Origin of the sequence: Streptomyces tauricus, assembly GCF_014650955.1 — a bacterium.
In the GTDB taxonomy this organism is placed as follows: Bacteria; Actinomycetota; Actinomycetes; order Streptomycetales; family Streptomycetaceae; genus Streptomyces; species Streptomyces tauricus.
In genome coordinates, this window is the sequence record NZ_BMVY01000016.1 from 131,642 (window position 1) to 156,006 (window position 24,365).

Annotated in this window: 18 protein-coding genes; 12 read left to right on the forward strand and 6 right to left on the reverse strand. The window is 70.4% G+C overall.

Annotated features, from left to right (window positions below; all coding sequences use genetic code 11):
* The first annotated feature begins 386 nt into the window (after positions 1–386).
* From IE278_RS23930 to dnaK, 4 genes are all read left to right on the forward strand, one after another.
* Positions 387–1,448: an ATP-binding protein gene (locus tag IE278_RS23930; protein ID WP_189775306.1), complete on the forward strand. Its 1,062-nt coding sequence runs from the start codon at positions 387–389 to the stop codon at positions 1,446–1,448.
* A complete protein-coding gene (locus IE278_RS23935) occupies positions 1,445–3,253 on the forward strand; it encodes a vWA domain-containing protein (RefSeq protein WP_189775307.1) in 1,809 nt (602 codons plus the stop codon). Before IE278_RS23930 ends, IE278_RS23935 begins: the two co-directional genes overlap by 4 nt.
* Positions 3,254–3,327: 74 nt before the next feature.
* Positions 3,328–3,753 carry an OsmC family protein gene (locus IE278_RS23940; protein WP_189775308.1) on the forward strand — a complete coding sequence of 142 codons (426 nt, stop codon included), beginning with the start codon at positions 3,328–3,330 and terminating at the stop codon, positions 3,751–3,753.
* Positions 3,754–3,949: 196 nt separating this feature from the next.
* Positions 3,950–5,863: a molecular chaperone DnaK gene (gene dnaK / locus IE278_RS23945; protein ID WP_189775309.1), complete on the forward strand. Its 1,914-nt coding sequence runs from the start codon at positions 3,950–3,952 to the stop codon at positions 5,861–5,863.
* A 184-nt stretch (positions 5,864–6,047) separates the two neighbouring features.
* Here dnaK and IE278_RS23950 read toward each other — a convergent pair whose 3' ends face one another.
* Positions 6,048–6,911, reverse strand: a complete 864-nt coding sequence (locus IE278_RS23950) for a Sco1979 family transcriptional regulator (protein WP_189775310.1) — start codon at positions 6,909–6,911, stop codon at positions 6,048–6,050.
* A 225-nt stretch (positions 6,912–7,136) separates the two neighbouring features.
* Here IE278_RS23950 and IE278_RS23955 point away from each other — a divergent pair, with 225 nt between their 5' ends.
* The gene (locus tag IE278_RS23955) at positions 7,137–7,556 is read left to right on the forward strand and encodes a hypothetical protein (protein ID WP_189775311.1); all 420 of its coding nucleotides are present in this window, start codon (positions 7,137–7,139) and stop codon (positions 7,554–7,556) included.
* Between the two features lie 7 nt (positions 7,557–7,563).
* On the opposite strand, the gene IE278_RS23960 is transcribed toward IE278_RS23955, so the two are convergent.
* Positions 7,564–8,457: a helix-turn-helix domain-containing protein gene (locus tag IE278_RS23960; protein ID WP_189775312.1), complete on the reverse strand. Its 894-nt coding sequence runs from the start codon at positions 8,455–8,457 to the stop codon at positions 7,564–7,566.
* A 154-nt stretch (positions 8,458–8,611) separates the two neighbouring features.
* Here IE278_RS23960 and IE278_RS23965 point away from each other — a divergent pair, with 154 nt between their 5' ends.
* Both IE278_RS23965 and IE278_RS23970 read left to right on the forward strand, forming a co-directional pair.
* On the forward strand, positions 8,612–8,917 hold the full coding sequence (locus IE278_RS23965; protein ID WP_189775313.1) for a 4a-hydroxytetrahydrobiopterin dehydratase: 306 nt from the start codon (positions 8,612–8,614) through the stop codon (positions 8,915–8,917).
* The gene (locus tag IE278_RS23970) at positions 8,914–9,666 is read left to right on the forward strand and encodes a class I SAM-dependent methyltransferase (protein ID WP_246570553.1); all 753 of its coding nucleotides are present in this window, start codon (positions 8,914–8,916) and stop codon (positions 9,664–9,666) included. The genes IE278_RS23965 and IE278_RS23970 overlap by 4 nt, the downstream gene beginning before the upstream one ends.
* A gap of 64 nt (positions 9,667–9,730) precedes the next feature.
* On the opposite strand, the gene IE278_RS23975 is transcribed toward IE278_RS23970, so the two are convergent.
* A complete protein-coding gene (locus IE278_RS23975) occupies positions 9,731–10,246 on the reverse strand; it encodes a hypothetical protein (protein WP_189775314.1) in 516 nt (171 codons plus the stop codon).
* Positions 10,247–10,308: 62 nt separating this feature from the next.
* On the opposite strand from IE278_RS23975, the gene IE278_RS23980 reads away from it, so the two are divergent.
* On the forward strand, positions 10,309–11,271 hold the full coding sequence (locus tag IE278_RS23980; protein WP_189775315.1) for a helix-turn-helix transcriptional regulator: 963 nt from the start codon (positions 10,309–10,311) through the stop codon (positions 11,269–11,271).
* Positions 11,272–11,363: 92 nt separating this feature from the next.
* Positions 11,364–13,235 carry a rhamnogalacturonan lyase gene (locus IE278_RS23985; protein WP_189775316.1) on the forward strand — a complete coding sequence of 624 codons (1,872 nt, stop codon included), beginning with the start codon at positions 11,364–11,366 and terminating at the stop codon, positions 13,233–13,235.
* 76 nt (positions 13,236–13,311) lie between these two features.
* Here the strand turns inward: IE278_RS23985 and IE278_RS23990 are convergent, their stop codons facing one another.
* From IE278_RS23990 to IE278_RS24000, 3 genes are all read right to left on the reverse strand, one after another.
* Positions 13,312–14,145, reverse strand: coding sequence for a PIG-L family deacetylase (locus tag IE278_RS23990; RefSeq protein WP_189775317.1), 834 nt, complete (start codon positions 14,143–14,145; stop codon positions 13,312–13,314).
* A gap of 209 nt (positions 14,146–14,354) precedes the next feature.
* Positions 14,355–17,024 carry a cellulose binding domain-containing protein gene (locus IE278_RS23995; protein ID WP_189775318.1) on the reverse strand — a complete coding sequence of 890 codons (2,670 nt, stop codon included), beginning with the start codon at positions 17,022–17,024 and terminating at the stop codon, positions 14,355–14,357.
* Between the two features lie 254 nt (positions 17,025–17,278).
* Positions 17,279–20,191, reverse strand: coding sequence for a glycoside hydrolase family 48 protein (locus IE278_RS24000; protein WP_189775319.1), 2,913 nt, complete (start codon positions 20,189–20,191; stop codon positions 17,279–17,281).
* 496 nt (positions 20,192–20,687) lie between these two features.
* Here IE278_RS24000 and IE278_RS24005 point away from each other — a divergent pair, with 496 nt between their 5' ends.
* From IE278_RS24005 to IE278_RS24015, 3 genes are all read left to right on the forward strand, one after another.
* Positions 20,688–22,400, forward strand: coding sequence for a glycoside hydrolase family 6 protein (locus IE278_RS24005; protein WP_189775320.1), 1,713 nt, complete (start codon positions 20,688–20,690; stop codon positions 22,398–22,400).
* Between the two features lie 159 nt (positions 22,401–22,559).
* Positions 22,560–23,447 (forward strand): class I SAM-dependent methyltransferase, encoded by an 888-nt coding sequence (locus IE278_RS24010; RefSeq protein WP_189775321.1) that lies wholly within the window; start codon positions 22,560–22,562, stop codon positions 23,445–23,447.
* A 136-nt stretch (positions 23,448–23,583) separates the two neighbouring features.
* On the forward strand, positions 23,584–24,285 hold the full coding sequence (locus IE278_RS24015) for an SDR family oxidoreductase (RefSeq protein ID WP_189775322.1): 702 nt from the start codon (positions 23,584–23,586) through the stop codon (positions 24,283–24,285).
* Positions 24,286–24,365: the final 80 nt, after the last annotated feature.

The following is a 24,365-nucleotide window of genomic DNA, read 5'->3' on the forward strand; positions in this document are numbered from 1 at the left end:
CGTGCGGCGGCGTAGAGGGAAAGACAGGGGCGCAGCCCCGTCTTTCAGGGGCGCGGGGAACTGCGCGGCCCACCCCCACCGCGCCCACAGTCGGACAAGCGGCCAGTCTCCGCCGGGCCTGCAGGTGGACAAACGGTCACCCCCCACCGCGCCCACAGTCCAACAAGCGGTCAGTCTCCGCCGGCCGCGCCCGCAGGGGGACAAGCGGTCAGTCTCCGCCGGGACCGCAGGTGGACAAACGGTGTCAGTCTCCGCCGGGATCGCAGGTGGCAAGCGGTCGCCCCCGCCCGGCCCGCGGGCGGGTGGGGCGGGGGAAAATGGGCTGCGGGGCCGCCCGCGTCCACGCACACTGGGCGTGACCCGACCCCCTCCCACCAGGAGCCCGCGTGCAGGCAGCCGTCACCGTCACTCCCGCCCGTGTACCGGAACTGCTGCTCGGTCTCGCGACCGTGCGGCCCGTGTTCCTCTGGGGCGCCCCGGGCATCGGAAAGTCCTCCCTGGTCAGGGAGTTCGCCGAGTCCCTGGGCCTGGAGTGCGTGAGCCTGCTGGGTACGCAGCTGGCGCCGGAGGACCTGATCGGCGTACCGCAGATCAGGGACGGCCGCTCGGTCTTCTGCCCGCCGGAGGCGATCGCCCGCGACGAGCCGTACTGCTTGTTCCTGGACGAGCTGAACGCGGCGACCCCGGACGTCCAGAAGGCCTTCTACTCGCTGATCCTGGACCGCCGCATAGGCAACTACGAGCTGCCGGCGGGCTCGATCGTGATCGGCGCGGGCAACCGCTCGACGGACAACGCGCTCGCCCGCCCGATCGCGTCCGCGCTGGTCAACCGCCTCACCCACGTGCATCTTGAGGTCTCGGCGAAGGACTGGCTGGTGTGGGCGGCGACCAACGACATTCACCCGTGGGTGCTCGACCACCTCACCGACCGCCCCGACCACCTGTGGTCGAAGCCGCCGAAGACGGAGGAGCCGTTCTCCACGCCCCGCTCCTGGCACATGCTCTCCGACGCCCTGCGCTCCTTCGGTCCGACGCTCGACGAGCCGACGCTCAAGGTCATCGCGCACGGCACACTCACGCCCGCGCACGCGGTCGCCTTCTGCGGCTATGTGAAGATCGTCCGCAGCCGGTTCGGTATCGAGGCGATCCTCAAGGGCGAGGCCCGCTGGCCGAACCGCGTCGAGGACCGTGACCTGCTGTACTACCTCGCCGAGTCGTTCCGGGGACGGCTGGTCAAGGACCTGCCCACCAGCAAGGAGCACGCCTCGGCGAACGGCCGGCAGACCGCGTACCGCGCCAAGTCGCTGCTGGTGCAGCTCGCCGAGATCTCGGTGGAGGTCGCCCAGAGTGTCATCGCCTCGGACGAGGACGGCAACCCCGTACTGCCCGCCTGGTTCCTGGTGGAGGCCGCCCGCGACATGCCCCGGCTGGTGGAGGCCCGCCGGTGAGCCGTACGGGCAAGAAGCCGCAGCCGAAGAAGGACCTGGCGGCCGAGGCGTTCGCCGAGGGAATGCGGCTGGTGCGCGCCAACCGCGCGCTGGCCGCCATCGGCTTCAGCGTCTGCCGCCAGGAGGACTGCGAGGCGTCGCCCCGCGAGGGGCTCGTACGCGTCGACTCCGACGGAGTGCTGCACGTCCATCCCGGCCGCCGGGCCCACCCCGCCGAATGGGCCTGGGACCTCGCGCACGGCGCCCTCCACCTCGGCTTCGGACACGTCCAGGCGCAGAAGACCGTACGGGAGCAGCCCGACCGCTTCGACCTCGCCGCGCGCTGCGTCGTCGTCAACCGCTTCCTGCTCGGCTTCCCCATCGGTCTGACCCCCGCGGACCTGCCCGGGTCGTACCCCGACGGGGACGAGGAGCAGCTCGCCGCGCGCTGGCGCCGCGACGGCGCCGGTATCCCCGCGGTGTACGAGCGGTGCGGCACGGCGGGCGACGAGCCGGACCAGCTGCTGGTGCCGTGGGACACCTGGCGGGGAGGGGCCGCGCCCGACTGGCAGCTCGCCTTCGCCCACGCGCTGACACGCACGGTGTCCGCCGCGATGGACATGGCGGGCGGCCGGCGCGAGTCGATGCGCGGCGGCATCACCCCGCGGCAGCCGTGGGAGCGGGCCCTGAGCTGGTTCGTGTCCTCCTACCCCCTGCTCGGCGGCATCGCGGCCGGCATCACGCTCGTCGCGGACGCCGAACTCGCCCACGCGCACGGCATCTCCGTCGCCGCCGTCGACGCGGAGGCCGCCGAGGTCTACATCAACCCGCTGCGGCGGTTCGACGACGAGGAGTGGCGGTTCGTCCTCGCCCACGAGATGCTGCACGCCGCGCTGCGCCACGGCGACCGCTGCGGCGTCCGTGACCCGTACCTCTTCAATGTCGCCTGCGACTACGTCATCAACTCCTGGCTGGTCGAGATGCAGGTCGGCGTGATGCCCGAAGGGCTGCTGTACGACCAGGAGTTGAAGGACCTCTCCGCCGAGGAGGTCTACGACCGGCTCGCCACCGACCTGCGCCGCCACCGACGCCTCGCCACCCTGCGCGGCAAAGGTGTGGGAGACATCCTCGGCGGCCCCCTCGGCTCACCCCGCGACTACGTCGACCTCGACGAGTTCTACCGGCGCGGCCTCGCCGGGGGCCTGGACCTGCACCAGCGGCAGGAACGCGGCTACCTGCCCGGCGGCCTCGTCGAGGACATCCGCGCGCTCAGCCATCCGCCGCTGCCGTGGGACGCCCAACTCGCGCGCTGGTTCGACGAGTTCGTACCGCGCCCCGAACCGCTGCGCACCTACGCCCGCCCGTCCCGCCGGCAGGCCGCCACCCCGGACATCCCGCGCGCCGGACGGTACTTCCCGCCCGAGGAGATCGCCCGCTGCACGTTCGGCGTGGTCCTCGACACCTCCGGCTCCATGGACCGCACCCTGCTCGGCAAGGCACTGGGCGCGATCGCCTCGTACGCCGAGGCCAGGGACGTACCGGCGGCGCGGGTCGTGTTCTGCGACGCGGCACCGCACGACGCGGGCTTCGTCCCGGTCACGGAGATCGCGGGCCGGATACGTGTCCATGGCCGGGGCGGCACCGTCCTGCAGCCCGGCGTCGATCTCCTGCACCGGGCGAAGGACTTCCCGCCGGCCGCCCCGGTCCTGATCATCACGGACGGCTGGTGCGACGTGCTGCGGGTCCGCCGCGAGCACGCCTACCTGATTCCGCAGGGCGCGTCCCTGCCGTTCACCGCGCGGGGGCCGGTCTTTCGCGTGCGCTGAGCCCGGCGGTGACCCGAGTGTGATCGGATGGTGCCACGGACCCGGAACCGGGACCTCGTCGAAAGGGAATCATCGTGGCAACAACGCGCTCCGCACACACCGTCTGGGAAGGCAACCTGCTCGAGGGCAACGGCGTCGTCACCTTCGACTCCTCCGGCATCGGCGAGCAGCCGGTGTCGTGGCCGTCGCGCTCCGAGAAGGCGAACGGCAAGACCAGCCCGGAGGAGCTGATCGCCGCCGCCCACTCCAGCTGCTTCTCCATGGCGCTCTCGCACGGCCTCGCCGGCGCCGGCACCCCGCCCACCAAGCTCACCACCTCCGCGGACGTCACGTTCCAGCCGGGTGAGGGCATCACGGGCATCCACCTCACCGTGGAGGGCACCGTGCCGGGCCTCGACGACGACGCCTTCACCGCCGCCGCCGAGGACGCCAAGAAGAACTGCCCGGTCAGCCAGGCGCTGACGGGCACGACGATCACGCTGACGGCGAAGCTCGCCTGACACCCCGCCGTTTCGGCACACCGCTCTCCGACGATGCCGCGCCCCGCGAGGGGGCGCGGCATCGTCATGTCCGGGGCCGTGTGTCGTCATGTCCCGGGCGGTCCGGGGTACTTGCCCCATTGACAGCGTCGCACTCAAGTTTTGTGATGGAACGCGGTGATGGAACGCGGCAAGACCTGGGCGGAAGGGGACGGACATGGCACGTGCGGTCGGGATCGACCTCGGCACCACGAACTCGGTGATCGCCGTACTGGAAGGGGGTGAGCCCACGGTCGTCGCCAACGCCGAGGGCGCGCGTACGACCCCCTCGGTGGTGGCGTTCGCCAAGAACGGGGAGGTGCTGGTCGGAGAGGTCGCCAAACGGCAGGCCGTGACGAACATCGAGCGCACCGCGCGCTCCGTCAAACGCCATATGGGGGACCCGGCCTGGCGGTTCCCCGGCAGTGACGGCGGCACGATCGACGGCACCCGCTACCGCGCGCAGGAACTCTCCGCGCGCGTGCTGCAGAAACTGAAGCGGGACGCCGAGGCGTATCTCGGCGAGGACGTCACGGAAGCCGTGATCACCGTGCCCGCCTACTTCGACGACACCCAGCGCCAGGCCACCAAGGAGGCCGGTGAGATCGCCGGCCTGAGCGTGCTGCGGATCATCAACGAGCCGACGGCCGCGGCCCTCGCGTACGGGCTCGACCGGGGTGAGGAGCAGACCGTCCTCGTCTTCGACCTGGGCGGCGGCACGTTCGACGTCTCCCTGCTGGAGATCGGCGACGGAGTCATCGAGGTCAAGGCCACCAACGGCGACACCCAACTGGGCGGCGACGACTGGGACCAGCGGGTCGTCGAGCACCTCGTCAAACGCTTCAAGGGCCAGTACGGCATCGACCTCGCCCAGGACAAGATGGCCCTCCAGCGGCTGCGGGAGGGCGCGGAGAAGGCCAAGATCGAGCTGTCCTCGTCGACCGAGACGACCATCAACCTGCCCTACATCACCGCGACCGGTGACGGCCCGCTGCACCTCGACGAGAAGCTGACACGCGCCCAGTTCCAGGAGCTGACCGCCGACCTCCTCGAACGCTGCAAGGCCCCCTTCCATCAGGCGGTCAAGGACGCCGGGGTGAAGCTCTCCGCGGTCGACCACGTCATCCTCGTCGGCGGCTCCACCCGGATGCCCGCGGTGACCGAGGTGGTCAAGGAACTCACCGGCAAGGACCCGCACAAGGGCGTCAACCCGGACGAGGTCGTGGCCCTCGGCGCGGCGCTCCAGGCGGGTGTCATCCGCGGCGACGTGAAGGACGTCCTGCTCCTCGACGTCACCCCGCTGTCCCTGGGCATCGAGACCAAGGGCGGCATCATGACCAAGCTCATCGAGCGCAACACGACCATTCCCACCCGGCGTTCGGAGATCTTCACCACCGCCACGGACAACCAGCCGTCCGTCGGCATCCAGGTCTTCCAGGGCGAGCGCGACATCGCCGCCTACAACAAGAAACTGGGTGTCTTCGACCTCACCGGGCTGCCGCCGTCGCCGCGCGGGCTGCCGCAGATCGAGGTCGCCTTCGACATCGACGCCAACGGGATCATGCATGTCTCGGCGAAGGACCTCGCCACGGGCCGCGAGCAGAAGATGACCGTCACGGGCGGCTCCGCGCTCGCCAAGGACGACATCGACCGCATGATGCGCGAGGCCGAGCAGTACGCCGACGAGGACCGCAAACGCCGCGAGGCCGCCGAGACCCGTAACCAGGCCGAGCAGCTCGTCTACCAGACGGAGAAGTTCATCCGGGACAACGAGGAGCGGATTCCGGCCGACATCAGGACGGAGGTCGAGACCGCGATCGCCGAGCTGCAGGCCCTCCTGAACGACCGGGACGGCAGCACCGACACGAACACCCTGCGCACGGGTGCCGAGAAGCTCGCCACCGTCAGCCAGAAGATGGGGCAGGCCATGTACGCCCAGGCCCAGCAGTCACCCCCGCAGGACGAGCCGGGCACCGAGCAGTCCCGGCCGGCCGAGGAGGATGGCGTGGTCGACGCGGAGATAGTCGACGAGGAACGCGAGGCCAGGTCCGGCGGACCCGAGGGCGACGGCCGGAAGGACACCCCGACCTGAGCGACCCGATCACCGGCGACGGCACCGGCGACAGTGTGGACGCTCACCGCTACCACCCAGGGTCACGGGACATCGCGCCCCACTCCCACCCCCTGGGTGCGCGGGGCACCGCGCACCCAGCCGTCGGCAACCGTCAGCCGGCAACCGACCGCAAGCCCTCGAACCCTCCCGTGGACGGAGCCGCTCAGAAATCCGCCCGGCGCTCCAGGATCAGTTCCCTGGTCCGCTGGGCGGACGCCGCACCCGTGGCCATATGGTCCAGCACCTCCAGATGCGCGGCCACCTCCTTGCGGGAGTCCAGATACAGCGCCCCGGTCAGATACTCCGTGTACACCATGTCCGGCAACTCCGGCTCCGCGAACCGGAACAGCACGAAGGGCGCGTACGTCCCCGGGTGCGGCCCGGCCGAGAACTCGGCGATCTGCAACGTGATGTGGTCGTTCTCGACGACCGCCAGGAGATGGTCCAGCTGGTCCGCCATCACCTCGGAGCGGATACTGACCGGCCGCTGCAGGACCGTTTCCTCCATGATCACCCACAGATGCGGCGGACGTTCCCCCGTGAGCAGTTTCTGCCGGGCCATCCGCAGGGACACATGGCGTTCGATCTCCTCGGTCCCCGTCTGCCCGACCGTGCCCGCCTCCAGGACGGCACGGGCGTAGTCCTCGGTCTGCAACAGCCCCGGCACGAAGTGCGGCTCGTACGACCGGATGATCGAGGCGGCGCCCTCCAGACTCACGTACAGGCTGAACCAGTCCGGCAGGACGTCGTGGAAGCGCTGCCACCAGCCGGGTTCGTTCGCCTCCTCCACCAGCCGGACGAAGCCCGCCGTCTCCTCGTCGCCCACTCCGTACGTCGACAGGAGCACCTGCACGTACGGGATCTTCAGGGCGACCTCGGCCATCTCCATCCGCCGGACGGTCGCGGGCGCCACCCGCAGGATCCGCGCTGCCTCGTCCCGCTTCAGGCCGGACGCCTCGCGCAGTTCCTGGAGCCGTCGGCCCAGCACCACTTGCCCCACGGTCGGCGCAGGCCGCCTCTCACTCACGCCACGCCTCCCCGAGCCCCGAACATGGCGAGAAGTGTGCCACGTTCCCGCGAAAGCCTCACCGGATCCCCTCACTCGGTCCGGTGTGTCGGCATTACGTCCCGGGTAATCGACCGCCCCTCGTGGCGCACGGCATGGTGGTCGTACCGGTTCCCGGGCCGGCGCACTCCGGTCCGGGAACCGGGCCCCGCAGCCGGAACCGACCTCGACGGAGGGTGATCCGCCATGTCCGCAGCCCAGCTCGCCGTACTCGCCCGCACCACCGAACCGCAGACGATGCTGCGCCGCTTCCTGGCCCTCGACGCGGCGGTGACCGGCGCGAACGGCCTCGCCTACCTCGCCGCTTCCGGCCCGCTGGGCCGGCTGCTCGGCGTCGACCAGGGTTTGCTGCTCGCCCTCGGCCTGCTCCTGACGGTGTACGCGGCGGCCGTCGCCCTGCTGGCCTCGCGCCCTGCGCCGCCCGCCCTGCCCGTACGGGCCGTCATCGAGGTCAACCTCGCCTGGGCGGCGCTGAGTCTCGCCGCGCTCGCCCTGTGGCTGTCGCCGAGCACCGCCGGAGCGGTGTGGATCCCGGTGCAGGCGCTGACCGTGGCGGCGTTCGCGCTCGTGCAGTACGCGGCGCTGCGGGCCCGCCGACAGAAATGACGATCCGTCAGGACATCAGCGAGTGAAGGTACTTCACCGTCGCCGGGTCGGCCGGGAGCAGCGTCTCGATGGCCAGCTCGGCGACGGTCACGTCCATCGGCGTGTTGAACGTGGAGATGGACGAGATGAAGGACAGCATCCGCCCGTCGTGCTCGATCAGCATCGGCAGCGCGAAGTAGGGGACCGGTTCCGACGGCTCCTCGTCGAGCACCGCGTCCCCCGCGGGGGAACCGGGTGCCGCGGACGGGGCGGCGGGCGGCGCCGGATAGGCGGCCACCTCCTCGTACAGCGCGCGCAGTGGCTGTGAGCGGCGCAGGGCGATGTCCCGTTCCATCTGGGCCAGCAGATGGCCGCGCCACTCGCGCAGATTGCGGATCCTGGGCGCCAGGCCCTCGGGGTGGAGTGTCAGCCGCATCGCGTTCAGCGGAGGTTCGAGCAGGTGCTCGGGGACGCTGCCGAGCAGCATCAGGATGCCCCGGTTGGCGGCCACCACGTTGTACGTGGCGTCCACGACCAGTGCCGGATAGGGCTCATAGCCCTGGATCAGCCGCTCCACCCCCTCCCGCAGCGCGTCCAGCGCCGGATCGTCCAGCGGGGTCTCCGGGTAGTGCGGCGCGTAACCGGCCGCCAGCAGCAGGGAGTTGCGGTCCCGCACGGGTACGTCCAGGTGCTCGGCGAGCCGCAGCACCATCTCCTCGCTCGGCCGGGAGCGGCCCGTCTCGATGAAGCTGATGTGCCGCGCCGAGGACCCCGCCCGCAACGCCAGCTCCAGCTGACTCACCCGGCGCTGCTCCCGCCAGCCGCGCAACAGCGGACCGACTCCCTTGTCGGCGGCGGGGGCACTGCCCCGCGCACCGGCGGACACGCTGACGGACCCGGAGGTGTACGCGGCGCTGGTCATGCCCCGACCGTAGTCGATGCGCCCGCGCCGGTCGATGTGCGCCCATGAGGCCGAATGCCGCCTTCGTCGCCTGCCGGGACCCGCCTGACCAGGGACGGGAGAGCGGGACTGTGGCACGCTGAGCAGATCCGGACACCATCGAAGGAGCGCGATCATGCCCCTTGAACCGCTGTCGCAGAAGGACGTCGAGGACCGGCTCACGGAACTGCCCGGCTGGTCCCTGGACGGGGACAGCCTCACCCGCTCCTACCGGCTGGCCTCGCACTTCGCGGCGGCCGCCCTGGTCGTGCACATCGCCCAGGTGCAGGAGGAACTGGACCACCACTCCGACCTCACGCTCGGCCACCACACCGTCCTGCTCACCGTGAACACGCACAGCGTGGGCGGCGCCGTCACCGAGAAGGACTTCGAGCTGGCCGGCCGGGTGGAGGAGCTGAGCAGCGGGCACGGCGCGCGGTGAGCACACTGGTCTTCGACTACGACGAGGAGGCCGAGCGCTACGACGCGCTACGGGGCGGCGAAGCCCGTGCCGAGGCCGCCGCCGACGCCGTCCTCGGGCTGCTCCCCGACGCCACCGGCACCCTCCTGGATGTCGCCTGCGGCACCGGCACCGTGACCCGCCGCCTCCTCGCGGCCGGTCTCGACGTGACGGGCGCCGACGCCGCGTACGGCATGCTGAGCAGGGCCGCCGAGCGGGTGCCGGGCCGTGTCGTACTCGCCGACGCCCGCCAACTCCCCTTTCCCGACGGCTCGTTCGACGCCGTGTCGGCGATCTGGCTGCTGCACCTCCTCGACGACGCGGAACGGGTCGTCGCCGAGGCGGCCCGGGTGCTGCGCCCCGGTGGCGTCCTCGTCACGACCGTCGACAAGGCGGCCTCGCACGACGTGGGCAGCGACATCGACGCCGTGATGGCACCGCGTCCCCGCCGCGCCGCCCGGGACCGCGCCGACCTCGTGGCCTCGTACGCGGGCAGGCACGCACTGCTCCCGGCGGGACGGGCGGGCTTCCGCGGCCGGGGTCAGGGCCGGACCCCGCTGCGGGCGGCGGCCGACGTGCGCCGCGGCTGGTACACACTGCTGCCGCCCGGCGAACCGCTCACCGAGCAGCTCGCGTCCCGCCTCGAACAGTTACCTGACCAGCATGTCCCGCGCCCGGAACCGGAGTTCAAACTGCGCGCGTTCCGGAAACCGGCCCCGCCGCCCTCGTAGCCACAGCCCCAGCCTCAGTCATGGCCACCGCCACAGGAGCCGGCCGACGGGTGAAGCGCGCTCCTCAGCGGTCTCCCGTCGTGCCCTCGGGAAGGCAGTCGGCCAGGTAGGCGTCGAGGTCGGGTGCGTCGGGCGCCAGCATGTGCCGCACCCAGGCGTCACGCTCGTGCAGGATCGGCGGCAGCTCCCAGACACAGCCGATCCACGGCCGGTCCAGGGTGATGAAGTGCGTGGGTACGCGGTCCGGGCAGCCCAGCACGGGCTGGCCGGCCGTGGCGGCCCCGAAGTGCAGGACGTTGTCCCACACCCAGCTGTACGCGTTGAGGTAGGCGCCGTCGTCGCCGCCCCGGTGCAGCACGACGAACGTGGCGGGCGGTGTGCCGTCCGGCTCCGGGAGCAGCTTCGGCAGCATCGCGTACGCCGCCTCCTCGACGTCGGGCGCGATGCCCGCCGGGTCGGCCGTGACGTGGTAGCGCTTGATCCGCCGGCCCGCCACCTCGATGGGCGGCGGCACGGTCAGCAGTTTCTCGTGGAAGTTCGCGGGGTCGGCAGGGGCCGTGGAGGTCGTGAGAGGTGCCATGGGAGGAAGCTAGGTCCTCTCCACTGACATCCTCTGTCAGTGGAGCCTGGCACTCTGGGGCGATGAAGTCGGCCCGGCTCGTCTCGATCCTCCTGCTGCTCCAGACCAGGGGCCGGATGACCGCCGCCGCGCTCGCCGAGGAGCTTGAGGTCTCGGTGCGCACGGTCTACCGGGACGTCGAGGCACTGAGCGAGGCCGGCGTCCCGCTGTACGGCGACGCGGGTCACGCGGGCGGCTACCGGCTCCTCGACGGCTACCGCACCCGTCTGACCGGCCTCACCGCGGGCGAGGCCGAGGCCCTGTTCCTCGCGGGGGTGCCGGGCCCGGCCGCCGAGCTGGGGCTCGGCCCGCTGCTGGCCGCCGCCCAGCTCAAGGTACGGGCCGCCCTGCCGAGGGAGCTGCGCGAGCACGCCGACCGCGTCAGCGGCCGTTTCCACCTGGACGCGCCGGGCTGGTACGCGGACGCCGGCGACGGCGCGGCCCCGTACCTGCCGGCCGTCGCCGACGCGGTCTGGAACAGTAAGGTCCTGCACGTCCTGTACCGCCGCTGGCGCGCGCCGACCGACGTACGGCGCCGCCTGGAACCGTACGGCCTGGTCCTCAAGGCGGGCCGCTGGTACGTCGTCGCGGGCCCGGGACCGCGTACGTTCCGCGTCGACCAGATCCTCGAACTGAGCGCGTCCGGCGAGGAGTTCACCCGGCCGGACGGCTTCGACCTCGGCGGGTACTGGGCCGGGTACCAGCGGGACTTCCACGACCGTCTGCACCGGGCGGAGGCGGTGGTCAGGCTCGCCCCCGGCACGCACCTCTCCGGCCCGGCGGGTGAGGCCGTGCGCGCCAACGGCATGCCGGACGAGGTGGGTTGGACCCTGGCCACCGTACCCATCGAGTCCGTCGAGCACGCCCACGCCGAGTTCCTGCGCCTGGGCGCGGGTGTGGAGGTGCTGGAACCGGCCGAACTGCGGGAACGCATCGCGGCGACGGTCACCGCACTCGCCCGCGTCTATGCGCCGGGCGCAGCATAGAGAGCGCTTACCCAATCCCGGCAACCCCCCTGCCCCGGGCGGCAACTGAGGGAGCAGAACCCGTCTGCCCCCTCCCAGGGAGGTACCCCACCGTGCAGCACCCGCATCGCAGACGCGGCAGGACCCGTCTCCTCCTCTCCACCGTGCTCGCCGGCGCCCTCGCCGCCGCCGGGCTCACCACGCTCACCGCCGGCCCGGCCCAGGCCGCGACCGCCCGCCAGGCCGAGGAACTCGACCGGGGTGTCGTCAGCGTCCACACCGACGCGGGCAACCTGGTCAGCTGGCGCTGGCTCGGCACCGACCCGAACGACGTCTCGTTCAACGTCTACCGGGCCGGTACGAAGGTCAACTCCACCCCGATCACCGGCTCGACGAACTACTTCCACTCCGCGGGGCCCGCCCAGGCCGACTACACGGTCCGCGCGATCGTGGGCGGTGTCGAGCAGGCCGACTCCGTGCACGCGATCCAGTTCCGCACCGGCTACAAGGACGTCCCCATCAGCCCGCCCGCCGGTGGCACCACCCCTGACGGGGGCGCCTACACCTACGAGGCCAACGACGCCTCGGTGGGCGACCTCGACGGCGACGGCGCACTCGACTTCGTCCTCAAGTGGCAGCCCACCAACGCCAAGGACAACTCCCAGTCCGGCTACACCGGCAACACCATCATCGACGGCATCAAGCTCGACGGCACCCGGCTGTGGCGTATCGACCTCGGCCGGAACATCCGCTCGGGCGCGCACTACACCCAGTTCCAGGTGTACGACTACGACGGCGACGGCAAGGCCGAGGTGGCCGCGAAGACCGCCGACGCCACGGTCGACGGAACGGGCGCCGTCATCGGCAGCTCCTCCGCCGACCACCGCAACTCCAGCGGCTACGTCCTGACCGGACCCGAGTACCTGACCATGTTCAACGGCCAGACCGGCAGGGCGATGGGGACGGTCGACTACGTCCCGGCGCGCGGCACGGTCTCGTCGTGGGGCGACTCGTACGGCAACCGCGTGGACCGGTTCCTCGCGGGCACCGCCTACCTCGACGGCGCCCGGCCCTCGCTCATCATGGCGCGCGGCTACTACACGCGCTCGGTCATCGCGGCCTGGGACTGGCGGAACGGGGCGTTCACCCGGCGCTGGACCTTCGACACCAACGCGTCGACCAACACCGGCAGGGGCTTCGACGGCCAGGGCTCGCACAGCCTGTCCGTGGGCGACGTCGACAACGACGGCAAGGACGAGATCGTCTACGGGGCGATGGCCGTCGACGACAACGGCAACGGCCTGTGGACCACGAGGACCGGGCACGGCGACGCCCAGCACCTGGGCGACCTCGACCCGGGAACGTCGGGCCTCGAATACTTCAAGGTCTCCGAGTCCACCTCCCAGCCCGCCGAGCTGTACATCAACCCGGCGAGCGGCGCGATCCGCTGGCAGCTCGCCGCCTGCTGCGACAACGGCAGGGGAGTGGCCGGGGACATCTACGCGGGCAACGACGGCGCCGAGGTGTGGTCCGCCTCCGACACCAGCATCCGCGACGAGGCGGGCGCCACCAAGGGCCGAGAACCGTCCTCCGTCAACTTCCTGTCCTGGTGGGACGGGGACACCACCCGCGAACTCCTCGACGGCACCCACATCGACAAGTACGGCACCTCGTCCGACACCCGCTTGCTGACCGGCGCTTCCGTCCACTCCAACAACGGCACCAAGGCGACGCCGGCGCTCTCGGGCGACCTCTTCGGCGACTGGCGCGAGGAGGTCGTCTGGGCGACCGGCGACAACACGGCCCTGCGGATCTACTCGACCCCGACCGAGACCACCACGAAGATCACGACCCTGCTCCACGACACGATGTACCGCACCGGCATCGCCTGGCAGAACACCGCCTACAACCAGCCCCCGCACCCCAGCTTCTTCATCGGCAACGGGATGCCGACGGCACCGCGTCCGACGATCTACACCCCGTGACCTGCTGAAACGGGTTGCGGAGGCGAGAGAGAGGCGGCCGTCCGAGTCCGCGGGACGGCCGCCCCTCCCTCGGTGATCAGCGCAGTCCGGCGAAGAGATCGTTCTCGGGCAGGGCCGCGCCGGTGGTGTCCCGGACGCGCGAGAAGGTCTCCATGCCCATCAGCTCGCCGAACCTCTCCTTGCCCATCTTGAGGAAGAAGATGTTCTCGCCCTGACTGGCGTGCGCGGCCAGCGCGTCGAACTTCTGACCACTGAAAGCGGTGGTGTCCACCCAGGTGGAGATCTCGTCGTCGGGCAGGCCGATCTTGGCCATCGCGGCGACCTCGGCGGGATCCGGCTCCGGCATGTCCGGATTGACCTCGCGCATGAACTCACCGAACCGCTGCATGACCGAGCGGGGCATCGTGGTCCAGTACACCTTGGGTGTCAGCTCGGTCATCTCCAGCGCCGCCATCGTGATGCGGTGGGCCTGGATGTGGTCGGGGTGGCCGTAGAAGCCGTTCTCGTCGTAGGTGACGACCACATCGGGCTGATAGTGCCGCATGAGGTCCGCGAGCCGGGCGGCGCCCTCCTGGACGGGGGTCTGCCAGAAGGCTCCGGGGGCGTCGTTGCTCGCCCAGCCCATCATTCCGGAATCGGCGTAGTCCAGCGTCTCCAGATCGCTGATCTTCAGGACCTCACAGCTCTCCTGGAGTTCCCGCCGGCGCATCGAGACGACCGCCGCCGGATCGTGCCCGGGATCGCCCGGCTTGACACCCCCCGGCCCGTCCCCGCAACCGCCGTCGGTACAGGTCACGAGCACCGTGCGGATTCCTTCCGCCGCATATCGCGCCAGGATCCCGCCGGTACCCGTGGCCTCGTCGTCGGGGTGGGCGTGCACTGCCATGAGGGTCAAAGGCCGGTCAGTCATGAAAAGGTCCCCTTGCGTACATATGTCCTGGTGGGAGGCGACGGCGAGCCACGCCGGTGCCTCGGTCGATGCAACGCCTTCGGCCGGACCCGCTGTTCCCGGCGAGGGCGCCCGGTTCCGCGGGTGGCCGAACGGCACAGACCCCGGAGCGTACAAGGAGGGCGCGGACCCCCTCGGGTCCGCGCCCTCCCGTTCGTCCGGCCCGGGTGTCAGGTCACCGAGCAGGACTGGTCACCGAGCTTGAACGCCGTCGGCTTGGTGTTCGCTCCCGACCAGCTGCCCGTGAAGCCGAAACCCACGGACGAACCGGCCGCGACGTTCGCGTTCCAGCTCACGTTCTTCGTTGTGACCGCCGCTCCGGATTGGGTGTGTTCCGCATTCCATGCCTGAGTGACGCTCTGCCCGTCGGCGAAGGACCAGCCGAGGGACCAGCCGGCCCAGGCACTCGTGCCGGTGTTGGCCAGCTGGACGTCCGCCTGGAAGCCGCCCGACCACTGGTTGGTGATCTTGTACGTGACCGCGCAGGCGCCGGTCGGCGTCGGATCCGTGCCGCCGCCGCCCTCCCCGCCGCCCGCGTCGGACGAGTCGCCGTAGATCACCCCGCGCCCGTTCGTCGACACGTACACCCGCCCGTAGACACGCGGGTCGCCGGTGATGGCCGCGCCCGTCCAGCCCCACTGATGGGCGTCGTCGTTGATACGGGTCCAGGTCGCGCCCTTGTCCGTGGAACGGAAGATGCCGCGTACACCGCCGATCTTCGCGCTCGTGTAGAGCGTCTGGTACGAGGCGCCGGTCGCCGCCTTGCCGAAGCCGATCGTGTCGGCCTGCTCGACGTTCGACAGCTTGGTGAAGGTGGCGCCGGAGTCCGTGGAGTGCCACAGCCCGTACGCCCCGTCGCTCGCGCCGCCCGCCAGCCAGACGTCACCCTTCGTCCCGGGCAGCGCCTTGAACCGTACGCTGTCGCCGCTCGGCAGTCCGGTCGCCGCCGAGGCGGTGAAGGTCGCGCCGCCGTCCGAACTGACGTAGAACTTCCCGGACTTGAAGCCGTAGAACGTCTTCGGGTCGGACCGGTCGGACTCCACGATCGCGCCGGCCGGGATGCCGCTGGACGCCGACCACGACGTACCGAACCCGGTCGCGTGGTGCACGCCCGCACCCTCCGGGCTCCACACGAACCGGCTTCCGTCGGAGGCCGCCGCGACCGTGCCGCCGCCGCTCACCCCCGAAGGGTCGGTGCCCGCGAACCAGTTGGCGCCGTTGTCCGTCGAGAACGCCACGTGCGGACCCGAGTCGAGATTCCCGGCCCGCACCACGATGCCCGGGTCGGACTCCGCAAAGTCGAGGCTCGTCGTGCTGGTGAAGTTGGGCGAGGTGAACATCATCGACGGGACCTTGGTGAGGTCCGTGTGCCGGAAGCCGCCGATGTCACCCAGAGCGCTGAGGAGTCGGGCGCCACCGGACGGGGGAGCGGCCAGGTCGTTCACGGCCGTCTCCTCCAGTCCCTGCACCATCGGCCTGATGGTGAACTGGCCGCCGCTGTCCCACTGGCCCAGGTTCTCGGTCCCGTAGATCGTCGCGCCCGTCCCGTACATCATCCGGGCCGAGTTGAACGGGTCGATCTCCAACGCCTCGGTCATCCAGCCGAGTTTGGGCGTCTGCTCGGGCGGCGACGGATTGGCGCCCCAGGTCAGCCAGGGTGAGGACGACACGTCCATGGTGTAGCGGTTCGAGCGGTTGGGGTACGAGGTGTAGTCCCAGGCCTTCGTCCAGGTGCCGCCGCTGTCGGTGGAGCGGAAGATCTGCGTGTCCGGCCACCAGGAGCTGTACGCGGTCGCCATCACCGTGCCCGGCTTCTGCCGGTCGACGGTCAGCCCGCTGAAGCCGTAGTAGGTGTCGGCCTCCGCGACCGGACTGATGTCCGTCCAGGCACCGGTCGCCGTCGTGTACCGCCACAGCCGGCCCTTGCCACCGTCGTACGGCCCGCCCTTGTCGCTGTACGCGAGATACAGGTAGCCGTTCACCGCGTCCAGCACACCCTTGTGGGCCAGATATCCGGTGGGCTGCCCGGCCAGCCGCGACCAGGTGACACCCGCGTCGGTGGACCGGTAGACGGCGTTGTCCTTGTCGGCGACCCCCACGTAGATGGTCTTCGTGGCATCGGTGCCCGTGCTGCTCGACTCGTCGAAGGTGACCCAGGCGATGCCCTGGTTGTCGGAGGCGTACCCGCTGGTGTCGGACGGATCCTGCACGTAGTTCCCGACGTTGGGGAAGCTGGTCACCTGCGACCAGGAGGCCCCCGAGTCCGTGGACCGCCACAGACCCTTGCCGCTCGGCGCGCCCAGATACAGCACGCTGTTCCTGTGCGGGTCGACCGCGAGCCGCTCGCCCATCCCGCGCCCGGGCATGTTCCCGCCCAGCTTGAACGGCAGATCGGCCTTCAGCCAGGTCGCACCCCGGTCCGAGGACCTGAGCACGGCCCCGTTGCCGGGGTCCCAGCTGTTCGTGTACGTGCCGACGGCGGCGTACACCTTGCTGGGCGCCACGGAGTCGGAGGCGAGGCTCACGACGCCGGTGTGCCCCCACCGGTCCCAGCCGACCGAGTCGAGCAGCGGCGTCCAGCTCTTCGACGCCTCCTGCCAGCGGTAGGCGCCGCCGATGTCGGTGCGGGCGTACGCGAGGTTCTTCTCGGACCGGTTGAAGACGATGCCGGGGACGAAGCCACCCCCGTCGATGCGCGCGTTCTTCCAGGTGTACGTGTCGGCGGCGAGGGACACCGCCGGGCCCTTCTCGACGGGCTGCGCGGCCAGCGCGCCGGGCGTCCCGGCGAGCAGCCCGGCAGCGAGCCCGAGCACAGCGGTCAGGACGAAGGTTCTTCGCACAACGACCCTCTCCTTGCGTGGGGGGACGAGGACTGGCGTGGGGGGATGGCGACTTGTGTGTGGGGCGGGGACCGGGGAGGCACGCGGGCCGGACGGCCCCTGGTGCGGTCGGGGACCGTCCGGCCCGGTGTCACGCGAAGCTCTGGGCGCCCCGCGCCCCCTAGGGGCGCGGGGAACTGCGCGACCAGCCACATCAGGCCCGCAGCCTCCGCACCGGCCTCCTCACGGAGAACCCGCGGAGCGCCCCGCGGGGGCTATTCGAGAAGCTCCGCGTAAGAGCCCATGGCGAGGGCGATATCCGCCTGGGCCCAGAACCGGTGATATGTGAAGGACGGCGCGGCCCCACCGGCCAGATACGCCTCGATCTTCGACCAGGCCGGGTCGTCCTCGTAGAACGACCGGATCGAGTCGAACGTCGACGACGAGTTGATCGCGTCCCCGTTCGGCATGGTGCCGCTCCACCCGCTCGGCACGTACACGGCGTCGTCGAACCGGTTGTAGTCGGCGCGCGTCTCCGGGACGGCCACACCCAGCGCGTCCTGGTTGTTCGCCCACATGCCGTCGAGCAGCGCCTTCGCCGTGGTGCCCGCCTCGGTGTCACCGGACCGGTCGGCGTAGTACGTCAGGGTCTTGGCGTACGCAGCCGCCACGCCCACGTCGTTCGTGTAGTCGGCGACGGTGACGTGAAGTCCCGTGTTGGCGCCGGGACTCGACGCGTTCCAGGTGTCCGGCTTGCCGGACCACTGGAGCGTGCTCGGGATCCGGAAGGAGCCGTCCGGGTTGACCGTGGTGTGGTCCAGCGCCCAGTCGACCCACTTGTCGAGGACGACCTTGGCGTCCGCGTTCCCGGTCTGCTGGTAGTACTCGGCGACCCGCTCCATGGACCACGCCTGGAAGCCGAACCACTGGTTGGACGGCGGGTCGTGGTAGACGGGCTTCTCGTCGTAGAACATGCCGTAGAAGGTCGGCGTCCCGGAGGGCGGTGTCGCGTAGCGGCCCTGCCAGCTGTTGGTGGCGCCGCCCGCGATGGCTCCCTCACTGGACTGCAGCCACCGGTAGAACTCCAGCTGCCGGCCGAGGGACTTGGCCCAGTCCGCCTGCCCCGTCGCCGACTTGGGCTTCAGGTCGGCGTACGAGCTGAGCGCGTAGGCCGCGAGGGGGTTCTGGTAGCCGCCGTGGGTGTGGCTGGAGCCGATGCGCCAGGCCCAGCCAGCCGAGGTGTCGGTGGCGCCGCCCCACGCGTAGTACCAGTTCAGCAGGTAGTGCGAGGCGTCCTTGCCGGTGCCCGCCGGACACGTCGAAGGACCGACACAGTTGCCGATCTTCTTGAAGTACTTGTCGTACATCGAGTAGCGGAGATAGTCACCCATCTTCGCCGCCTTGCCGACGGTCGCGGACACGTCCGCGCCCTTGCCCTGTGCCTCGGCCCAGATGTCCGCCCAGTACGCGGCCTGCACGGCACGCGCGTCGGCGTCGGGGGCGTTGGTGAACTTCCACTGCCTGGCGTACGAGGCGTCCTTGGTGAACAGGTCCAAGTACCCGTTCGTGCCGCCGTACTTGAAGGCGTCGCAGGTCGGCTGCGGCACCGTCTCCCACACCGACTCCTGCGCACCGCGCTGGAAGGTGTTGATGTAGGAGGGGCCTGTGTCGGACGGGCCCGCCTCGCACTTGCCCGGCGAGTTGCCGTATCCGTAGACGTTGTCCACGTCCTGCAGCCAGTGCATGCCGTACACGTCGTCCGTGCCGTACGCGCTCTTCAGTTCGGCCGCGATCGGGTCGGGGCCGACGGAGATCCCCGAGTCGAGCTGCGCCGGGTACTCGTTCGGCGTGTCCAGCTCGGGTGCGTACGTGGCCGGCTTCGAGGCGTTGTAGAACGAGTTGGTCGGCTGGTCGGCGTGCGTGGGGATCATGAACTTCTCCATGATGTCCCAGGCCCCGTTGAACTTGGTCCAGTCGCCCGTGACCTTGCCGTACATGGCCTGCAGCCACAGCAGATAGCTGTACGCCTCCGACGTCGTCTCATGCCCGTGGTCGGGCGCCTCGACGATCAGTGTCTCCACCGAGTGGTACGGGATGCCCTCCGGCGAGAAGTAGCCGTTCGCCGGGTTGGTGATCTTCCCGTAGAGGTCCAGGAAGCGGGCGTCGTACTCCTTCGACGCGGCGAGCTGGGTGACGGTCACCGAGGCCTTGGCGTGCCCGGTGGCCGTCGAGTCGAAGACGGCCGAACCGGTGCCCGTGGCATTGGCCGTGACGGTCACCTTCTGGGCCGTGGACCAGTTCGAGGGGGTGAAGGTCAGGGACGCCCCGCCGGTGACGGACAGCCCCGTGTTGCCGCTCGCGCGAGCGGTCGTCACGGTCACGTTCGCCGACGGCTGGGTGGAGAGCTTGACGTCGTACGTGCCCGTCTTGCCCTGCTGGACGCCGAGTTGGGTCGGTGAGACCACCACGGCGGGACCCGAGGCGACCGTGATGCCGACCGGGGTGGACTCCGCCGAGGCGCCCAGGCTGTCGTACGCCTTGGCCAGCAGCGAATGACTGCCCACGGTCAAGCTGGAGGTCGAGAGCGAGTAGGGCGAAGTGGTGTCCGTGCCCAGCAGGGTCGTGTCGTCGTAGAACTCGACCTTGCTGATCGTCGCGCCGTCCGCCGCCGCGGCGGTCGCGGCGAGCGGGACCGCCGAGCCCTGCGAGTAGACGGCGCCCGCCGCGGGGCTGGTCAGCACGGTGATCGGCGGCTGATGGGCACCGGCGCAGGTCGTGCCGTTGATCGCGAAGGAGGTGGGCGCGGCGTTGGTGCCGCTGTATGTGAACTGGGCGCCGGTCGTGACGGCCGCCCCGGCCGCGATGGTCCCGTTCCAGGACGCGTTCGTCGCGGTGACCGTCTTCCCGGACTGCGACCAGGTGCCGCTCCAGCCGCTGCTGAGCTGCTGGTTGCCGGTGTAGCCGTAGGTCAGGGTCCAGCCGCTGATGGCCTCCGTGCCGCGGTTGGTGAGGGTGAGCTCGGCGGTGAAACCGGAGCCCCAGTCATTCGTTCTGTAGTCGACGCTGCACTGAACAGCCGCCGCCTGTGCAGGAGTTGTACCGGTCGTGAGCATGGTCAGCGGGAGGGCGAGGGCCGCCACCACGGCTGTCCACATCCGCCGCGCACGGCGTCTGCGTCTGGGTGCCATGTTCTGGTTCCTCTCCTTGCGGCTCGGAGATGAGGGGGAGGAGCAACAAGCCTTGAACCAGTGGGAGCGCTCCCATATTGGAGAGAGGGGTGCAGGGGGTCAAGGTGCTTGAAGAGTCGAAATGATTCGATAGATCAAGAGTGCAACTCCTCTGTCGTTTACCAACACTTGGCGCTACCTTCGTCCGCACCAGTGGGAGCGGTTCCATCAGTCGACGCGTCGGTCACGGCGCGACCGAGCTGCAAGGAGTCGCTCATGTGTCACCCCCGCGTTCACCTTTTTCAGTGGTCGGCGCCAACGCACTCCTTCATCGGCCGCGTCGTGACGTGCTTCGACGTGCTTCGGCATGAGCATTTGCCGGCCCGGTCCGGACCCGGCACCACCGGGACCGCGTCCCCGGGCGGACCTGCTCTCCCCTCACGACGGCACTTCCACGTCGTTCGGCATCGGGTCGCGTGAGCCTGTGCGCGCCCTCGACGAATAGGACACCCCGCACATGAGCCGTACCAGAACTGCACTTCTCGCGGCGCTGGCGCTGGTCGCCGGCACCGCGGGCGCCGCCGTCGCGGCGATACCCCCGGACGTCGGCGCGGCCGCCGTCCCCTGCACCGTGGAGTACAAGGTGCAGAACCAGTGGGACACCGGCTTCACCACCGCGGTGACGGTCACCAACAACAGCGCGGCCAAGTCCAGTTGGGCCGTGAAGTGGTCGTACGCCGGGAACCAGAAGGTCACCAGCGGCTGGAACGCCAAGCTCAGCCAGAGCGGCACCGCGGTCACCGCCGCCAACGAGAGCTACAACGGGACGCTCTCCACCGGCGGTTCGGTCAGCTTCGGCTTCAACGGCACCTACAGCGGCACCAACGCGCTGCCCACCGCCTTCACCCTCGACGGCGTTACCTGCAATGTCGACGACGGCGGCACGGACCCCACCGACCCGACCGACCCGGGCACGGGCAGCCGGGTGGACAACCCGTACGCGGGTGCCAAGGTGTACGTGAACCCGGAGTGGAAGGCCAAGGCCACGGCCGAGACCGGCGGCAGCCGCATCGCCAACCAGCCGACCGGTGTGTGGCTCGACCGGATCGCCGCGATCAACGGGGTGAACGGCGGCATGGGGCTGCGCGCCCACCTGGACGCGGCACTGGCGCAGAAGGGCTCGGACGAACTCGTCGTCCAGCTGGTCATCTACAACCTGCCCGGCCGTGACTGCGCCGCCCTGGCGTCCAACGGCGAACTGGGCCCGACGGAGATCGACAAGTACAAGACCCAGTACATCGACCCGATAGCGGCGATCCTCAAGGACACCAAGTACGCGGGTCTGCGCATCGTGACCACGGTCGAGATCGACTCGCTGCCGAACCTCGTCACGAACGTCTCGCCGCGTGCCACCGCCACCGCCAACTGCGACACGATGAAGGCGAACGGCAACTACGTCAAGGGCGTCGGCTACGCGCTGAACAAGCTCGGTGACGCGCCCAACGTCTACAACTACGTGGACGCCGGACACCACGGCTGGCTCGGCTGGGACGACAACTTCGCGCCGTCGGCCGCGCTCTTCAAGGAGGCCGCCTCCGCCGAGGGTGCGACCGTCGCCGACGTGCACGGCTTCATCGTGAACACGGCGAACTACAGCGCCACGAAGGAGGACCACTTCACGGTCAACGACACCGTGAACGGCGCGTCGGTCCGTACGTCGAAGTGGATCGACTGGAACCGGTACGTCGACGAGCAGTCCTACGCGCAGGCCATGCGCACGCAGCTCGTCTCGATCGGCTTCCCGTCCGGGATCGGCATGCTGATCGACACCTCCCGCAACGGCTGGGGCGGCACGGCACGGCCCACCGGACCCGGGGCGACGACCACCGTGGACACGTACGTCGACGGAGGCCGGTACGACCGGCGCATCCACCTCGGCAACTGGTGCAACCAGTCGGGCGCGGGCCTCGGCGAGCGGCCGCAGGCGGCGCCGGCGGCCGGGATCGACGCGTACGTGTGGATGAAGCCGCCGGGCGAGTCGGACGGGTCGAGCACCGCCATCCCCAACGACGAGGGCAAGGGCTTCGACCGGATGTGCGACCCCACGTACACCGGTAACCCGCGGAACAACAACAACATGTCCGGGGCGCTGCCGAACGCGCCGCTGTCCGGGCACTGGTTCTCCGCGCAGTTCCAGGAGCTCATGAAGAACGCGTATCCCGCTCTGTGACCTGCGCTTTTCGCTCGGTCACCTGACAGATTCAAAGATCGCGCCGTTCCCCGCGCCCCTTATGGGGCTCGGGGAACTGTTGCCGTTTCGGCAAGGTGAGTGGCTGTTTCCGGGAGAGGTGGCGCAGGCTGGGGATACCCGAACGAGAGGCTCGCAGCCATGGCGCACGGTCACGAACACCACGACGGCAACGGTCACAGCCACACCCATGTCGACTTCGCCGAGATGCTTCCCATGCTGGAGCAGGAGGCCGAGCTGTACTCGCCGCTCTACACACAGGCGGCGAGCTGGCTGCGGGAGATGCGGCCCGATCCCGAGCTGGTCGTGGACGCGGGCAGCGGCCCCGGAGTCATCTCCTGTCTGCTCGCCGACACCTTCCCCGGCGCCCGGGTCATCGCCGTGGACGGGGCGGATCCCCTCCTGGAACGGGCCCGCGAACGCGCCGCCGAGCGGGGCATCGCCGACCGCTTCGGCACCCTGCGGGCCGAGCTGGGCGACGGGCTCGGCGACCTGGAGTACCCGGCCGACCTCCTCTGGGCGAGCCGGTCCCTGCACCACGTCGGCGACCAGCGGGGCGCCCTCGCCGGCTTCGCCGACCGGCTCGCGCCGGGCGGCACCCTCGCACTGCTGGAGGGCGGGCTGGCCCCGCGCTACCTCCCGCGTGACTTCGGCATCGGCCGGCCCGGACTGCACGCCTGGATCGACGCCGTCGAGCAGGAGTGGTTCGCCCGCATGCGGGCCGAGCTGCCCGGCGCCGTCGTCGAGGACGTCGAGGACTGGCCGGCGCTGCTCACCGCGGTCGGCCTGCGCCACACCGCGACCCGCACGTTCCTGCTCGACCTCCCCGCCCCGGTCTCCGACGAGGCCCGCGCGTTCGTCGCCACCGCTCTCGGCCACCGCCGCGACGGACTGGGCGAGCACCTGGACGCCGACGACCGCGCCACCCTGGACCGCCTCCTCGACCCGGAGGACAAGGCGAGCGTGTACCACCGTCCGGACGTCTTCGTGCTCACGGCACTGACGGTGTACGTCGGGGTGAAGCCGTAACTCTCCTTGGCAACTCCCCCTGCCTGGCCGGGTGTTGACATCGAGTGCGCTCCAAGTGATGGACTCCGGGCACTCCGTCGAACACGCAACACGGAACACGGAACACGGCCTGGCGGCACCTGACTTGGGGGAACACATGACTGACTCACCGGTCGCGCTCATCACCGGCGGCGGCAGCGGGATCGGGGCCGCGGTGGCCCGGCAACTGCTCGACGCCGGGCACCGGGTGACCGTGACCGGCCGCGGGGAGGAGCGGTTGCGCGGGTTCGCGGAGCAACTCGGCAAGCCCGAGGGCCTGTTGACCCTCCAGGGGGACGCGGCCGACTACGGCCACGTGCGGGCCGCGGTCGAGGCGACGGTGACGAAGTTCGGACGGCTCGACACCGTCGTCGCCAACGCCGGGTACGCCACGCACGACACCGTCGCGGAGGGTGACCCGGCCGGCTGGCGGGACATGGTGCTGACCAATGTGCTCGGACCCGCGCTGCTCGTCCGCGCGTCGATGGACCGGCTCAAGGAGACCCGCGGCCGGATCGTGCTCATCGGCAGCGTGGCGGGGCACGTCCACACCCCCGGCAACATCTACGGGGCGACGAAGTGGGCCGTGACCGGCCTCGCCGAGAACACCCGGCGGCAGGTCACCGAGTACGGCGTGGGAGTGACGCTGATCTCGCCGGGACGGGTGGAGACCCCGTTCTGGGACAGCTACGGCAGCCTGTCGCCCGGGCAGCTGCTCACCTCGGACCAGCTCGCGGAGTCGGTCGTCTGGGCGATCCGGCAGCCGGCCGGGGTCGACGTCAACACGGTGGTCGTACGACCGACCGGCCAGCCGGTCTGACCGGGCCGAACGTGAGGAAGCCGCCGCCCGGGTGGTACGGGCGGCGGCTTCCTCACGTCATGAGCCACCTCATGAGGCAC

Excerpts from the sequence above, each read along its gene's own strand:
- IE278_RS24015 (WP_189775322.1), top strand. The coding sequence starts at position 23,584 with ATGACTGACTCACCGGTCGCGCTCATCACCGGCGGCGGCAGCGGGATC.
- IE278_RS24005 (WP_189775320.1), top strand. The coding sequence starts at position 20,688 with ATGAGCCGTACCAGAACTGCACTTCTCGCGGCGCTGGCGCTGGTCGCC.
- IE278_RS23980 (WP_189775315.1), top strand. The coding sequence starts at position 10,309 with ATGAAGTCGGCCCGGCTCGTCTCGATCCTCCTGCTGCTCCAGACCAGG.
- IE278_RS23990 (WP_189775317.1), bottom strand. The coding sequence starts at position 14,145 with ATGACTGACCGGCCTTTGACCCTCATGGCAGTGCACGCCCACCCCGAC.
- dnaK (WP_189775309.1), top strand. The coding sequence starts at position 3,950 with ATGGCACGTGCGGTCGGGATCGACCTCGGCACCACGAACTCGGTGATC.
- IE278_RS23965 (WP_189775313.1), top strand. The coding sequence starts at position 8,612 with ATGCCCCTTGAACCGCTGTCGCAGAAGGACGTCGAGGACCGGCTCACG.
- IE278_RS23955 (WP_189775311.1), top strand. The coding sequence starts at position 7,137 with ATGTCCGCAGCCCAGCTCGCCGTACTCGCCCGCACCACCGAACCGCAG.
- IE278_RS24000 (WP_189775319.1), bottom strand. The coding sequence starts at position 20,191 with ATGGCACCCAGACGCAGACGCCGTGCGCGGCGGATGTGGACAGCCGTG.
- IE278_RS23960 (WP_189775312.1), bottom strand. The coding sequence starts at position 8,457 with ATGACCAGCGCCGCGTACACCTCCGGGTCCGTCAGCGTGTCCGCCGGT.
- IE278_RS24010 (WP_189775321.1), top strand. The coding sequence starts at position 22,560 with ATGGCGCACGGTCACGAACACCACGACGGCAACGGTCACAGCCACACC.
- IE278_RS23975 (WP_189775314.1), bottom strand. The coding sequence starts at position 10,246 with ATGGCACCTCTCACGACCTCCACGGCCCCTGCCGACCCCGCGAACTTC.